Here is a 14,612-nt window from a genome sequence, read left to right on the forward strand (position 1 = left end):
TGTTGTCGCGCCGCCGGGCACGAAGCACGATCGCCCTGACGACGATGGCCCTGCTGGTGATTCCATCCGCCATCGCCCAGGGTCAGGAGCTGACCACCCAGATTCCCAGCCTCATCGATGAGTTCCGCGCCTCGAGCTTCTTCCAGCGCATCGAGTCGCGCTTCCACATCGTGGAGCAGCTGGAGCGAAAGGGCCGGGACACGACCGGCCTGGCCACGGGCGCACTGCCCCCGCTGCTGTGGGCTGTCACCGGGGTGTTCAGCCTGGTCGGAGCGGGGATCACGGTCGCCTTCCTGGTGGTGTTCATGCTGGTCTTCGGCCCGGGGCTGGTGCAGCGGCTGCTCTCCCAGGCCCTTCCCGAGCGCCGCGCGCGGTACGAGCGCGTCCTGGACAAGGTGTACACCGCGACGGGTGGCTACCTGGCCGGGCTCACCCTCATCTGCTCCATCAACGCCACCCTCACCACCACCTTCCTGGCCATCATCGGAATGCCCTTCTTCCTGCCCCTGGGGATCGCGAGCGGCTTCTCCAGCATGGTGCCGTACGCGGGGCCCATCGTGGCCGGCGGCCTCATCACCCTGCTGACGCTCGCCACGGCCGGGACGTGGAAGGCACTCGCAGTGCTCATCTACTTCCTCTTGTACGGGCAGCTCGAGGGCAACGTGCTGGCGCCCCTGGTCTTCCGGCGCACGGTGCACGTCAACCCGCTGCTCACGCTCTTCGCGGTGGTCTTCTTCGCGGAGCTGGCCGGCATCATCGGCGCGGTCCTGGCGGTGCCACTGATGGCGACCGGGCAGATCATCGTGCGCGAGCTGCTGCTCGTGCGTCAGGAGAAGCTCGAGGCCCGCGTTCCTCCGCCCCCTCCGCCCCCATGAAGGCCTGGTGAGGAGCCCGGAAAAGCGAGGGGCCCGGAACCGTCTGGCGGCTCCGAGCCCCTGCCCTACTCCGGTGTCACCGGCTCACTTGCAGATGCGGCTGCCCTCGGTGGTGCCGGCCGGGCACCCCTGGCCGACGCAGTACTTCACGCCACTGTTCACCGCGTCACGGCCGGACTGGTCGTGCGGCACGAAGATGCGGCAGGTGCTCTCGGTGGAAGCACCGGCGTCGTTCTTGACGGAGTAGTAGACGGTGTAGACGCGGCCGTCGCCCTTGCCCTCGCGCTCGGCGCGGACCTGCACGAACGACTTGCCCACGATGATGGACATGTCCTCACAGGTGCGGCCGTCACCGTTGCCGGTGTCGTCCTCCACCTCGTCCGAGGTGACACGGAGGACGTGACCGTAGACATCCAGCGGCAGCGGGTTGCCACACGCGTCCCGAGCGGGCGCGGCGCACTCGGACAGAGAGATGGTGACGTACTTGTGGTTGGGCGGCCACAGCTTCATCCCCTTGTCCGCACCGGGAACGGGAGGAGCACCCTGGCACGAGTCATCACCACCGCCCGGCTCATCGCCACAGCCATCGTCATCACCACCACCGCCGCCGTCACCACCGCCATGGTCGTCGTCGTCATCGCCGCCGCAGTCGCCATCATGGTGACCATGGCCGTGATCGTGGTCGTGGTCGCAGCCACCGCCGTGGTTGTGGTCGTGGCCGCAGCCACCACCATGGCCGCCGCCGTGACCACCACCATGGCCGCCGCCGTGGCCACCGCCGTAGACGCCAACGAGGCGACTGCCATAGCCACCGCCGTAGCCTCCACCGTGGTTGTGGTCATGGTTGCAGCTACCGCCATGATTGTGGTCGTGGCCGCAACCACCGCCGTGGCCTCCTCCACCGTGGCCTCCTCCACCGTGGCCTCCTCCACCGTGGCCTCCTCCATGGCCGTGGTCATGGTCGCAGTCACCGCCATGGTCGTGGTCGTGGCCGCACCCACCGCCGCCACCGTGGCCTCCGCCATGGTCATCGTCGTCATCGTCGTCGTCACCACCACCACCACCACCGCCGCCGCCACCATCACCCCGACCATTCGTCACGGTGACGAGGAACTCGCACAGGGACGTGTTGCCAAAGGCATCCGCCGCCGAGCAGGTCACGACCGTGTCACCCGTCGGGAACTCGGAGCCGGAAGCATGCGAACAGGTGACGGGTGCAGGGCCGCAGTTATCAGTGGCCGAGACCTCGAAGTAGGCATTGGAGTTCCCCGTGGTGCACACGTTCACCACCACCGGCTCGGTCGGGCAGCTCAGCACGGGCGGCGTGGTGTCGCCGCGCACCTCCACGATGAAGCGGCAGGAGGCTGCGTTGCCAGCCTCGTCCTTGGCGGTGCAGGAGACGGACGTCTCCCCCACCGGGAACGTGGAGCCGGAAGAGTGCGAGCAGGTGAGCGGCGCCGGGCCGCAGTAGTCCGAGGACGAGGCCGCGAACGTAGTCCTGGCACCGGAGGGCGAGCACGTCTCGAGCACCCGCGAGCTCGGGCAGGCCACGGTGGGCTTCGTGTTGTCCACGACGGTGACGTTGCCCACGCACTGGTCGCTCGCCTCACCGTCCGAGGCCGTCAGCGTCACGGGGTGGGTACCCAGACCGAGAGCCGAAGAGGGATTCTCGGAGATGGAGAGCGGCGCCGGCCCGTTGTCCGGGTCGTAGCTGCCATTGTCCACGCTGGAGCGACCCTGGCAGGAGACGTCGGCGTTGACGGTGACGTCGCGGCACAGGGCCACCGGCGGCTGGTTCGTCGGCGTGACCGTGCACGTGAGATTGCCCGTCACGGAGGCGGCGTTGTTGTCCTCGCGGCACTCGGTGATGCCACCGGAGCCCGCGCCATCATCGTCCACCACGGCGAAGACCTCGGCGGTGCCGGCGGAGGTCGAGGTCACGACGGCCGTGGCGATGGCGCTCCCACCCACGGGCAGCGCCTCCGTCAGGGTGGCCACGCCGAGCAGCGTGCCCCCCGAGGCAGGATTGCCCTTGTAGAAGGCCACCTTCACACCAGCGGGTACCTGCATCTGCCCCTGGTTGCGCACGCGCGCGCCGAGCACGAGCGAGCCGAAACCATCGCACGATACGGTCACGTCCGAGGCGACGAGGTCCGCGGCGGCGTAGGGGCTGGGTCCCTCGCCGAAGTAGTTGGCCACGTTGGAGCGGAAGTTGTTGAGCTTCGGGTTGAGCCAGTTGGTCGCCGGGTGCGCCGGGATGGTCCCGTCGTTGTTCACGTTCGTGATGGCGTAGGCGTGCTGGTTCCAGATCTTCCGCGTGCCCGCCCAGCCTTCCTTCTTGTCGTGCCACACGCGCACGCCGTTGAAGCCGCCCGACCCCACGTGATTGTTCTCCACCGTGACGATCTCCGCGGCGCCGTCACCATCCACGTCCGCGACGATGGGGAACTCGTGCGTGGTGCCCGAGCTGTGTGCCGTCTCCCAGCGCACCGCGCCCGTGGTGGCGTCGAAGATGCGCAGCCGGAGCTCGTCGGTATAGATGACCTCGAGCCTGCCATCGTCCTCGAAGTCGAACGTCGTGGAGGTCGTCTTGCCCGAGCTGTACTCCTGGATGGGGAAGGACCACTTCACGGAGCCGTCAGCCCCGTAGACGGTGTAGTTCCAGTCACCCGCGAGGCCGATCTCCAACTGCCCGTCACCGTCGAAGTCCTCGATGTTCGGGGCACCACCATGACCAGGCCTGGTGGGGAAGGACTGCCCCGGGTCGGTGAAGTGGACGTCGCGCGACCACAACAGCTCGCAGTTGTCGTCGAGCAGGCTCACCTTGCCCGCGTCGGCATTCAAATCCTGGCCCACCACGACGATTTCCCCGTACGGGTCCTCATCGAAGTTGCCCACGGCGGCGAAGCCATGGGGAATCTCCGTGTTGGCGCACTTGAGGCTGCCATCGTACCGGTAGACCGAGCGGCCGTTGATGACCTCCTGCTTGCCGTCCTGATCGATGTCCGCCGCGAAGGACACGGGGCCGGTGAACAAGGCCCCGCCCATGCCATCGGAGCCCACCCACTTCAGCTCGCCGGTGTTGCTGTAGACGCGGTTGCCGTCGAGGATCTCCACGGCGCCGTCGCCATCCAGGTCCGCCAGGGTGGGACCACCCCAGTCGTTGAAGTCATACGCATCCGGAGCCGAACGGAACTTGAAGGTGCCGTCGTTCTCGAAACAGATGATGCCGCGCCCACTCTCGGGGAGGGCACAGATCTCCACGGCGCCGTCGCCGTCGATGTCACCGGCGGCGATGCTCGCGGCGGGCTTCACCCGGTAGGCCTCATCCTCCACGGTCCACAGCTCGTGCCCATCATTGCCGCTGATGGCTCGGAGCACGCCGTTGGTGTTGCCGTTCTCCCCGTTCTGACCGGCCGAGTTGTAGAAATCTCCATCGAAGGTGCTGAAGACGATGTCCGGAGTCCCGTCCCGGTTCACGTCCACCACCACCGGCTGCATCATCACCTGCTTGTGCGTGGGGAGGATCGGACTGCCCTTCCACTCCCATTGCAGCTCGGGTTCGAAGTTGCCCGTGAAGGGCGGCCTCACCTCGCACTGATCGGCGAGGTTTCCCGTGCTTCGTGCGTTGGACTGCGTCTTCGCATCCCTGCTGTTGCAAGCTCCCCCCGTAGCCAGCACCACCAGCGCAACGAAGAGCCGCCCACGCCCAGGACCGCGTCGATCCGCGAGTCCCTGGGTGCTGCGTTTGATTCTCATTTCAACTCTCGCCTCCGCTATCGGGCATGACCCGGTTCACTGCTGACTTCTTGGAAACATTGGCAGTGTACCGAGCGGTGGATCCGGCAGAAGTGGTGAAAGCCAGTAGATGTGCACATGACGCATCACGGCGATTCATGTCCGTGCACTTCTTCGTTCCAAATGTAGCGTTCGTGCCGTGATGGCGACGAATGTGAGAGGAGCGCTCAGGGAGAGCGACGTGTGTGTATGAATGAAAAAGGGCCCGGAACCGTTGCCGGTCCCGAGCCCCTTCCCTGCTTCGGATTCAGCCTATCGCTGACTCACCTGCACAGCGGGCTGTGCTCGGCGGTGCCGGCGGGGCAGCCCTCGCCAACGCAGAACTTCACGCCGCTGTCCACCGCGCCACGGCCGGACTGATCGTGCGGCACGTAGATGTGGCAGCTGCTCTGGGCGGAGGCACCCGCGTCGTTGGTGACGACATAGTGGAGGGTGTAGACGCGGCCATTGCCCGTGCCCTCGCGCTCGGCGCGCAGCTTCACGGACGTGGGGCCCTCGATGACCATGTCATTGCAGGTGCGGCCATCACCGTTGCCATTGGCATCCTCCACCTCGTCCGAGGTGACGCGGAGGATGCGGCCGTACCGCTCCAGGGGCAGCGGCCTGCCGCACGCATCCTTCGCGGGCGCCGCGCACTCGGAGAGCACATAGGGCAGGTACTCGTACTTGTGGTTGGGAGCCCACAGCTCCGTCCCGAGGTCCGCGCCCGGAATCGGGGGCGTGGAGGCATCGGCGCCGCCCACCTGGACGGTGAAGCTGCACGAGTCCGTGTTGCCCGAAGCATCCGTGGCCGAGCAGGTGACGGTCGTGTCGCCCGCCGGGAACTCGGAGCCGGAGGCATGCGAGCAGGTGACGGGCACCGGGCCGCAGTTATCGGTGGCCGAGGCCTCGAAGGTGGCCGAGGAGCTACCGGAGCACGCGTCGACCACCACCGGCTCGGACGGGCAGCTCAGCACCGGCTTCGTGGTGTCCACGACGGTGACGATGCCCACGCACTGGTCGCTCGCCTCTCCATCCGAGGCCGTCAGCGTGATGGGGTGGCTGCCCAGACCGAGGGACGAAGAGGGGTTCTCGGAGATGGAGAGCGGCGACGGCCCGTTGTCCGGATCATAGCTGCCGTTGTCCACGCTGGCGCGGCCCTGGCAGTACATGTCGGCGTTGACGGTGACGTCACGGCACAGGGCCACCGGCGGCTGGTTGGCCGGCGTGCTCGTGCACGTGAGGTTGCCCATCGCGGAGGAGGCGTTGTTGTCCTCGCGGCACTCGGTGATGCCACCGGAGCCCGCGCCATCATCGTCCACCACGGCGAAGACCTCGGCGGTGCCAGCGGAGGTCGAGGCCACGACGGCCGTGGCGATGGCACTCCCGCCCGGGGGCAACGCCTCCCCAAGGGTGGCCACGCCGAGCAGCGTGCCGCCCGAGGCCGGGGCGCCCATGTAGAAGGCCACCGACACGCCAGCGGGTACCTGGGCCTCGCCCTGGTTGTGCACGCGCGCGCCGAGCACGAGCGAGCCGTCACCATCGTCATCGACGCACGACACGGTCACGTCCGAGGCGATGAGGTCCGCGGCGGCGTAGGGGCTGGGTCCCTCGCCGAAGTAGTTGGCCACGTTGGAGCGGAAGTTGTTGAGCTTCGGGTTGAGCCAGTTGGTCGCCGGGTGCGCCGGGATGGTCCCGTCGTCGTTCACGTTCGTGATGGCGTAGGCGTGCTGGTTCCAGATCTTCCGCGTGCCCGCCCAGTCCTCCTGCTCGTCGTGCCACACGCGCACGCCATTGAAGCCGCCCGGACCCGCGTGGTTGTTCTCCACCGTGACGATCTCCGCGGCGCCGTCACCATCCACGTCCGCGACGATGGGGAACTCGTGCGTGGTGCCCGAGCTGTGTGCCGTCTCCCAGCGCACCGCGCCCGTGGTGGCGTCGAAGATGCGCAGCCGGAGCTCGTCGGCGTAGATGACCTCGAGCCTGCCATCGTCCTCGAAGTCGAACGTCGTGGAGGTCGTCTTGCCCGAGCTGTACTCCTGGATGGGGAAGGACCACTTCACGGAGCCGTCAGCCCCGTAGACGGTGTAGTTCCAGTCACCCGCGAGGCCGATCTCCAACTGCCCGTCACCGTCGAAGTCCTCGATGTTCGGGGCACCACCATGACCAGGCCTGGTGGGGAAGGACTGCCCCGGGTCGGTGAAGTGGACGTCGCGCGACCACAACAGCTCGCAGTTGTCGTCGAGCAGGCTCACCTTGCCCGCGTCGGCATTCAAATCCTGGCCCACCACGACGATTTCCCCGTACGGGTCCTCATCGAAGTTGCCCACGGCGGCGAAGCCATGGGGAATCTCCGTGTTGGCGCACTTGAGGCTGCCATCGTACCGGTAGACCGAGCGGCCGTTGATGACCTCCTGCTTGCCGTCCTGATCGATGTCCGCCGCGAAGGACACGGGGCCGGTGTACAGGGCCCCGCCCATGCCATCGGAGCCCACCCACTTCAGCGCTCCGGTGTTGCTGTAGACGCGGTTGCCGTCGAGGATCTCCACGGTCCCATCGCCATCCAGGTCCGCCAGCGAGGGGCCTCCCCACGCGTTGAAGTCGTACGCGTCCAGGGCCGAGCGGAACTTGAAGGTGCCGTCGTTCTCGAAGCAGATGATGCCGCGCCCACTCTCGGGAATGCCGCAGATCTCCACGGCACCGTCACCGTCGATGTCACCGGCGGCGATGCTCGCGGCGGGCTTCACCCGATAGGCCGGGTTCTCCACGGACCACAGCTCGTGCCCATCACTGCCGCTGACGGCCCGGAGCACGCCGTTGGTGTTGCCGTCCTGCCCGGCCGCATAGAGCGCGTTGTAATAGTCGCCGTCGAAGGAGCTGAAGACGATGTCCGGAGTCCCGTCCCGGTTCACGTCCACCACCACCGGCTGCATCATCACCTGCTTGTGCGTGGGGAGGATCGGGCTGCCCGTCCACTCCCACTGCAGCTTCGGCTCGAAGCTGCCCGTGATGGGCGGCTTCACCTCACAGCGATCGGCGAGGTTTCCCGCGCCTCGAGCGTTGGCCGGATCCTTCGAGTCCGTGGTGTTGCAAGCGCCCCCCGTCGTCAGCGCAACCAGCGCAACGAAGAGCGGCCCCTTCCCCTGGCCGTGCCGACTCCCCGGTCCCCGGATGCTGCGTTTGATTCTCATATCGCCTCTCGCCTCCGCGTTCGGGCCCGACCTGGTCAGCTCCCGACTCCGCAATGACGCCGGCAGTGTACATATCCGTGGATCCTGAAAAAGGAGAGAGTGCGAATTCGTGCACACTTGAGCAGTCCCGGCGATTCGTGTCCGTGAATTTCTTCAAAGTGGACGTAGAAACTGTACCGCGATGGCACCTCCTGTGTGACGAAGCCATGGAAAGACAGACATCCACCGACGCGCCAGTGCTCTTGAATTCTGAGAAGTCGAAACGAGAATCTGGGATGGCCTTCCCGCTCCCACCGCTCTTGCGGCTCGGTTTCCTGGTGGGGGTGTGGGGTTGCTCGACGACCGCGCGAGCTCCACCCTCCGCGGCGCTCTCGCCAGAAGGACCGCCTCCCCTCACCCGGGAAGCCTGGAGGCTCGAGCTCACGGGCTCGGGGCGCTCTCGGGTCTCCGGGCTGGCCACTCGAGCCGGGGACCTCTTCGCCATCGGCTCGTTCGAGGGCGAGGCGACCCTGGGAGGCCGGCACCTGGTGTCATCGGGCCAGCAGGATGTGTTCGTGGCCCGGCTCGATCGGGACGGGCAGGTGCGCTGGGTGCGGCACTGGGGTGGGCCGGGCGATGACCTGGGAGACGCCATCGAGTCCGGCGCGGATGGCTCGCTCCTCGTGATGGGAGGCCTGTCGGAGGCGGTCGATGTCGGTGGTGTCCTCCTTCCCAGCGGCGGAGGCCTGGACTGCTTCGTCGCGAAGCTGGCGGTGGATGATGGGCACCCGCAGTGGGTCCTCAGGTTCGGTGGGACGGGGGACTCGGTGTGCCGCTCGGCGGCCATCGATGGCTCGGGCGACGTGCTCGTCACCGGACGCTTCACCGGCCAGCTGGAGTTGGGAAGCGGGACCTGGAACAGCGCCGGGTTGAATGACCTCTTCCTGCTGAAGCTCTCGGGACGGGACGGCTCCCCACGATGGGCTCGCGTTTTCGGGGGCCCTGGCGAGGACACCGGCCGGGACGTCGCGGTGGACACCTCCGGCACGGTCTTCGTCACCGGAGATTTCTCCCAGGGCGTGGAACCGTCGGTGGGAACCGTGGACTTCGGGACGGGCGGACTCACCAGTGCCGGGGACGCGGATGCGTTCCTCGCCGCCTTCTCGGGGGATGGGCGCGGCCTCTGGGCCCGTGCCATCGGGGGACCGAACTTCGATCTCTCGAAGTCGGTGGAGCCCGCTCCGGACGGCGGTCTCCATCTCACGGGCCTCTTCCAACGAGACGTCCCGCATCAGCCAGGGCAGATCCTCTTCACCCTGGGCGGCTTCGAGGGTTTCGTGGCGCGCTACTCCTCACGAGGCGAAGAGCTCTGGCGGCGCCGCTACCCGACGATGACCTCCGGACATGCGCTCGCCCCGACTCCCTCGGGCGCCCTGGCGATGGTGGGTCACTTCACCTCGACCCTGGACCCGGGAGGCGGCGGGGAGCTTCGGAGCGAGGGCAAGAACGACGTCGTCGTGGCGATCTTCGACGCCACGGGAGAGGTCCGCTGGGCCCACCGCCTGGGAGGCCCCGAGCAGGATTTCGGTTACGCCGTGACATCCACCACGGAGGGAGTGGTCGTGGGAGGAATGAGTTCCTCCCATGGGTACATCGCTCTCCTCGGAACGGCGAGCAATGGAGCCGGTAGACAAACTACCGCAACCGCGCCTTGAGCCGCAGGGACTTCGGGCCCCGCAGGAAGAGGTTGTTGTTCCACTCGAGCGACTCGACCGGGCTGGAGGCGAACTCGAAGCGGCGCACGCGGCGCAGCAACTCCTCGAAGGCCACCTTCGCCTCGAGCCTCGCGAGCGGCGCGCCCAGGCAGAAGTGGATGCCGTAGCCGAAGGAGTAGTGCCCCTGCACCTCGCGCGTGACGTCGAAGCGCTCCGGCTCCTGGAACTTCCGGGGGTCCCGGTTGGCCGAGCCGAACAGCGTCATCACCCGCGAGCCCTCCGGGAGCGTCTGTCCGCCCACCTGGAGCTCCTGCGTGGTCTCCCGGAAGATGCCCTGGACGGGGGAGTCGTAGCGCAGGATCTCCTCCACCGCGTTGGGGACGAGCGAGGGGTCGGCCACGAGCTTCTCCCACTCGGCCGGGTTGCGGAGCAGGGCGACCATCCCGTTGCCGATGAGGTTGGTGGTGGTCTCGTTGCCGGCGATGAGCAGCAGCCGGCAGAAGGCGACGAGATCGTTGGAGGTGACGAAGTCCTCCTTGCCTCCCGCCTCGACGAGGGCGCTGATGAGATCGCCGCGGGGCGAGCGGCGGCGCTCCTCGATGGCCTGCCGCATGTACTCGTGGAGCGCGCGGACGCCGACCTCCAGACGGGAGGGATCGGTGTCGGCGAGCGACAGGTTGGACGAGCTGATGGCGTCATCCGACCAACGCTTGAATTCGCGGCGGCGCTCGGGCTCCACGCCGAGCATCTCGGCGATGACGGTGACGGGCAGCGGGGCCGCCAGATCCTCCATCAAGTCCAGCTCGTCCTTGCGCAGCATGTCGTCAATCAGCTCGACGGTGATCTCCCGAATGCGCGGCTCCAGCTCCGCCACCCGCTTCGGGGTGAAGGCCCGGCCCACCATGTTGCGCAGGCTCGTGTGGATGGGCGGATCCGAGGCGATGAGAGAATTCTCGGGCGTCACCAGCGCGAGGACCTCCGGGCTGAGCTTGCTCGTGGTCCTCCTGCTGAGCTCCATGCCCTTCGACGAGAACATCGCCGGGCTCTTCAAGATGGGGCCGATGTCCTCGTGGCGGCAGATGACATACATCCCCAGCGGGGGCTCGATGTAGTGGACCGGGGCGGACTCCCGAAGCTGTGCGTAGACGGGATAGGGGTTGGCCAGTACGTCCCGGTTGAGCAGGGGGTGGGTAGGGGGGGATTGCATGGGATTGCTCCTGTGCCTGGCCGCTGGTCGGTCGGTAACGGGCCGAGCTCGGGTGATGCTTAATGCGAATCGTTGCGCCGTGCAACGTTGTGCCGTGCAATGTTGCACGGCGCGACATTGTTCCCCGCGACGATGCACCGCGGCATGGACTTCCTCGCGGTATTGGGCCATTGAACAAATCGAGGGGACATGAACAGACAGCGAAAAAAGGAGCGGCGGAAACCGGCACGCGAGGAGGCCACGCTCGATTCCCTGGAGCGGGAGCTGAGCGTGTTCGTCCGGCGCGCGCTCCGGTTGTTCTGGAGCGAGAAGCGGGACGAGGATGTTCTCGATCGTTGGAACTACGCGTTGCTCGTGCGGTTGCTCGAAGAGGGGCCGCTGCGGGTGGGCGAGGTGGCTCGCCGGTTCGGCATCGACAAGTCGACGGCGAGCCGGCACCTCGGGAAGCTCGAGGAGGAAGGGCTGGTGGAGGCCGTGGCGGACGAGCGTGATGCCCGCTCGGTGCCGCTGCGTATCACCCCCCGGGGCGAGGCACGTCTCATCGAGGTCCGCCAGGCCCGGATGCAGCCGATACGGCGGCTCTTCGACACCTGGCCCAGCGAGGACCAGGAGGAGCTCTCCCGGCTGCTGGCCCGGCTCAACGAGGACCTGGATCGGCTCGGGGTTCCTCCGGCCCGGTGAGGGAGCACCATGGAGCCCCTCGTGGAGCTCAGAGCGATTCGAGGAAGGAGCGCACCACCAGGGCCGAGTTGTGCGCCGCGAGCTGGAAGAAGGTGGAAATCTCGTTGGAGCCACTTCCACCTCCAGCCAGATCGCTCAGCGAGCGGAAGGCGATGAAGGGGACGCCGTTGGAGTAGGCCACCACCGCCACGGCGCTCGTCTCCATGTCCAGCGCGTCCACGCCGCTCCCGCTTCCGTCCTGGAAGCTGGAGCTTGCCCGTCAGCGCCGAGGCCACCGCGAGCATCCCCGGGTCCACGTCGAACCAGAATTTGTTCTCTGGCACGTCTGGCGTGCCTCCCTTCCGGAGCACCCCCATGTACTGGGGAAATGCCATTCCGTAGTGGCCCAGCTCGCGCGTATGTTGTGGCTGGAGCTGCCACGTGTCCGGACCCACCTCCCGGGCGAAGACCTGCTCCTGGTAGTTGGCCCACTGCCGGGGCACCGTCACGTCACCAATGTTCAGCGCGGGATTGACTCCCCCCGCGATGCCACTGAAGACAATGTGTGTCACATTGAAGCGGTCCAGCGCGAGCTGAACCGTCATGGCTGCGTTCACGGTGGAGATGCCGGAGAGGAAGAGCACCACGTCCTTGCCGCCCAGCTTCCCCAGACGGAACGTTCGGCCATTGAGCTCTTCCGTGGCCTGAACTTCCAGACCTGGCAGCAGCGCCTCCAGCTCTGGCGCCTAGGCCGTGACGACCGCGATGCGGGGCACCTCCCTGGGCTCGGGAGGGGGAAGGTCCCGCTCGTTGCGTTGCAGGAGGGGCAACAGCCGCGAACCTACCAAAGGTTGCGAAGAGGGACGAGGTGGCCACTCGGCGGGTGAAGCACAAGAGGGACTCGGCTCCATGCGAACGGGTGCTCTCCTAGCTCTTCTCAAGCTCGCTGCGCGGCGAGCGCGGCCTCGAGTTGCGTGCGCAGCGAGATCGCCTCAGCGGGCGACAGGACGATGCGGACCAGGGGGCCTCGCTCCCCCAGCACGTCGAGCTTCGTGTGCGCCACACGGAGGGGACGTTCCCCGCTCCCGATGAGCACTTGACCCGCCAGCAACCGCGACAACCGCAACCCGCGCACCTTCCCGAGCGGGATGCGCCGGACCCATGGAACCGGGACTGGCGTGCGAAGCAGCAGCACATCGCGACCGACCGTGAGCTTGTTGATGCCGCGCGCGGCGGTGCCTCGCAGTGCCAGCAGGAAAAGCCACGCGACAATGGCCATCCCCATGAGGATGGCCACGATGAAGGGTCGCAACTCCTGGCGATTGAGCAGGACGACTCCGTACGCCAGTAGGAAGGAGCAGAGCGCCATGAAGAAGAGATGCACGTACGGCCGTGCATGCCACGACAACTCGAGTCCGGCGGGCGTCACACGCGCCCGGACGGAGCCTCCTCCGGACGCAGCGGGAACGCCCGCGATTCCACCGTCCTTGCGCGGCCCCTGCTCGCGGCGCAGGGGCACGGGCTTCGGGGGCCAGACGGAGACCTCTCCCTCCGGGCCGCAGTGATCAAGCACCGGGACGCCCAGCGCCAGGGAGAGCTGGCGGGCCGCGCGTAGCAGCACGAGCTCGTCGGCATGCACCGCGAGTCTTCTGGGCACGCTCGAATCGGTGCGCAGCACGTCCAACGACCACACCTGGGAGGCGACGTCAGGGCCACTGAGGTTGGGCCGGGCAAGAAGCCAGGTTTCCAGCGCCAGCGCCCGCACCTTGCGGAATGGAACACTTCCGACCGTGCCCTCGCGGAAGTCCACGAGGGTGAGTTCCCCGGGCCGGGTCAGTGGCCAAACCAACCCCGCGGCATAGAGAAGGCCCGGCAGCAGCAGCACCACTCCGAGCCACCCCAGCACGAGCGCGGCGGCGCCCATGAGCAGAGCCCCGCCTGCCAGTGCGAACACCCGGCTCGCGAGATGATCCGCCCGCTCACGTACCCACCAGCGATGGTCGCGCATCCACACGGGCTTGAGCAGGGTCCGCAAGGGACGTGGGCGGGGCACCGGGCGCGGAGAAGACCTGGGCATGAGGGCGGCCTACGGGTGGGCCGGAGTCGCGGAGCACGTCTGAGGTGCCGCGCCACAGGCTTCGGGCGAGGTCCAGCCGCTCACGTCCCGGGGCATCGAGGTGCGGACGCGCCACCTGGCACTCGTCTTCAGCCGTTTCAGGACCCAGGACGCGGCACGCTCGAGACCATCACCAAACCGTAACGCTCCGCGATGACGGTCAGGCATTCCCCCTGACGACGTGATCCTCGGCATGGCTTCGACCTCGCGCGAAACAGGGGCAGGAGCATCCCTGGGTTCACGTCCCATGACAACCGTGGCACCCGTACGCCACGCATCACTGATTTCAAGGAGTCCGAGCCTCCCCCCCGAATGGAACATGCCCGTCATGGTGCCGGAAGGCATGGCTCCTTTCCCTCCATGGGACAAGCTCCCCCGCAGGCAGTTCCACTCTCATGAGAGGCGCATCTCCGTGAACCTGTTCCTCCTCCTGACCCTACTCACCGCCGCCCCGGCGACTGGCACGCCTGGGCCCCGCTGGGCCCGGGCGTCCGCCTCCATCTGAGGACTTCAGCAGCCGCTCCACAGGCCCCACGGCGAGGTCGTCAGCCGCGCGGCCCGACCCACAGCCCCGCGGCCGTGCCCGCGGCGAGGTGCTTCTCATAGCTCGCGACCTTCGCGTCGATGAGCTCCCGCGCTCGCCGCAGGTCGGCGAGCTGTGCGGCGATGCGCTCCTGGTGCTCGCGGAGCACAACGAGTCGCTCTCGCTCCGTCCCCTCTCCCTTCCGGATGAGGCGAGCGAGCTTCGCGATCGTCGCGAGCGGCATGCCGGAGGCGCGGAAGATGCGGCAGTTCACGATCCACGCGACGTCGGCATCGGTGTACAGCGGCACCTCAGCCGCGCGGAGATGATCGAGGCCGGCTGGGTCGATTCCTCTGGCGCCCCTGTGAATCCGTCATTCCGCTCGCCCGAGCAGGGCGCGGCGACCCAGGTCTGGGCGGCCACATCGCCCTCGCTCGTTGGGAAGGGCGGGCTGCACTGTGAGGACTGCGCGGTCGTCGGACCGGCGCTGTCGGGGTTGCCCGAGGAGGAGGCGGAGCGATTGTGGGAATACTCGATAGGGCTCGTCAGCGCCTAGCCGTGCAAGCCCC

10 protein-coding genes and 1 pseudogene are annotated in these 14,612 nt (G+C 67.5%); 4 read left to right on the forward strand and 7 right to left on the reverse strand.

The genetic code is table 11. The features are described 5' to 3' along the window. Nucleotides 1-44 precede the first annotated feature (44 nt). Nucleotides 45-875, forward strand: a complete 831-nt coding sequence (locus JQX13_RS47695; RefSeq protein WP_203406023.1) for an AI-2E family transporter — start codon at nt 45-47, stop codon at nt 873-875. Nucleotides 876-959: 84 nt separating this feature from the next. On the opposite strand, the gene JQX13_RS47700 is transcribed toward JQX13_RS47695, so the two are convergent. Both JQX13_RS47700 and JQX13_RS47705 read right to left on the reverse strand, forming a co-directional pair. Then, nucleotides 960-4,634, reverse strand: a complete 3,675-nt coding sequence (locus tag JQX13_RS47700; RefSeq protein ID WP_239014302.1) for an FG-GAP-like repeat-containing protein — start codon at nt 4,632-4,634, stop codon at nt 960-962. 302 nt (nt 4,635-4,936) lie between these two features. Beyond that, nucleotides 4,937-7,843, reverse strand: coding sequence for an FG-GAP-like repeat-containing protein (locus JQX13_RS47705; RefSeq protein ID WP_203406024.1), 2,907 nt, complete (start codon nt 7,841-7,843; stop codon nt 4,937-4,939). Nucleotides 7,844-8,397: 554 nt separating this feature from the next. Between JQX13_RS47705 and JQX13_RS47710 the strand changes: the two genes are divergently transcribed. After that, on the forward strand, nt 8,398-9,537 hold the full coding sequence (locus JQX13_RS47710) for a hypothetical protein (RefSeq protein WP_239014303.1): 1,140 nt from the start codon (nt 8,398-8,400) through the stop codon (nt 9,535-9,537). Here JQX13_RS47710 and JQX13_RS47715 read toward each other — a convergent pair. Then, nucleotides 9,518-10,744, reverse strand: a complete 1,227-nt coding sequence (locus JQX13_RS47715) for a cytochrome P450 (protein WP_203406025.1) — start codon at nt 10,742-10,744, stop codon at nt 9,518-9,520. The genes JQX13_RS47710 and JQX13_RS47715 overlap by 20 nt on opposite strands. Before the next feature lie 189 nt (nt 10,745-10,933). Here JQX13_RS47715 and JQX13_RS47720 point away from each other — a divergent pair, with 189 nt between their 5' ends. Continuing rightward, the gene (locus JQX13_RS47720) at nt 10,934-11,425 is read left to right on the forward strand and encodes a MarR family winged helix-turn-helix transcriptional regulator (RefSeq protein WP_203406026.1); all 492 of its coding nucleotides are present in this window, start codon (nt 10,934-10,936) and stop codon (nt 11,423-11,425) included. A gap of 28 nt (nt 11,426-11,453) precedes the next feature. On the opposite strand, the gene JQX13_RS55755 is transcribed toward JQX13_RS47720, so the two are convergent. The 4 genes and pseudogenes from JQX13_RS55755 to JQX13_RS47740 all read right to left on the reverse strand — a co-directional run bounded on the left by JQX13_RS55755 (nt 11,454) and on the right by JQX13_RS47740 (nt 14,353). Beyond that, nucleotides 11,454-11,645, reverse strand: a complete 192-nt coding sequence (locus tag JQX13_RS55755) for a hypothetical protein (RefSeq protein ID WP_203406027.1) — start codon at nt 11,643-11,645, stop codon at nt 11,454-11,456. 103 nt (nt 11,646-11,748) lie between these two features. Then, a pseudogene (locus JQX13_RS56695) lies at nt 11,749-12,141 on the reverse strand (5'-methylthioadenosine/S-adenosylhomocysteine nucleosidase); the annotation flags it as partial. Nucleotides 12,142-12,341: 200 nt separating this feature from the next. After that, on the reverse strand, nt 12,342-13,439 hold the full coding sequence (locus tag JQX13_RS47735; RefSeq protein WP_203406028.1) for a hypothetical protein: 1,098 nt from the start codon (nt 13,437-13,439) through the stop codon (nt 12,342-12,344). 626 nt (nt 13,440-14,065) lie between these two features. Beyond that, nucleotides 14,066-14,353 carry a MerR family DNA-binding protein gene (locus JQX13_RS47740; protein ID WP_203406029.1) on the reverse strand — a complete coding sequence of 96 codons (288 nt, stop codon included), beginning with the start codon at nt 14,351-14,353 and terminating at the stop codon, nt 14,066-14,068. 54 nt (nt 14,354-14,407) lie between these two features. Here JQX13_RS47740 and JQX13_RS47745 point away from each other — a divergent pair, with 54 nt between their 5' ends. Beyond that, nucleotides 14,408-14,599, forward strand: a complete 192-nt coding sequence (locus JQX13_RS47745) for a hypothetical protein (RefSeq protein WP_203406030.1) — start codon at nt 14,408-14,410, stop codon at nt 14,597-14,599. The last annotated feature ends 13 nt before the right edge of the window (nt 14,600-14,612 follow it).

This window comes from Archangium violaceum, assembly GCF_016859125.1.
In the GTDB taxonomy this organism is placed as follows: Bacteria; Myxococcota; Myxococcia; order Myxococcales; family Myxococcaceae; genus Archangium; species Archangium violaceum_A.

Excerpts from the sequence above, each read along its gene's own strand:
- JQX13_RS47695 (WP_203406023.1), top strand. The coding sequence starts at position 45 with ATGGCCCTGCTGGTGATTCCATCCGCCATCGCCCAGGGTCAGGAGCTG.
- JQX13_RS47700 (WP_239014302.1), bottom strand. The coding sequence starts at position 4,634 with ATGAGAATCAAACGCAGCACCCAGGGACTCGCGGATCGACGCGGTCCT.
- JQX13_RS47705 (WP_203406024.1), bottom strand. The coding sequence starts at position 7,843 with ATGAGAATCAAACGCAGCATCCGGGGACCGGGGAGTCGGCACGGCCAG.
- JQX13_RS47715 (WP_203406025.1), bottom strand. The coding sequence starts at position 10,744 with ATGCAATCCCCCCCTACCCACCCCCTGCTCAACCGGGACGTACTGGCC.
- JQX13_RS47720 (WP_203406026.1), top strand. The coding sequence starts at position 10,934 with ATGAACAGACAGCGAAAAAAGGAGCGGCGGAAACCGGCACGCGAGGAG.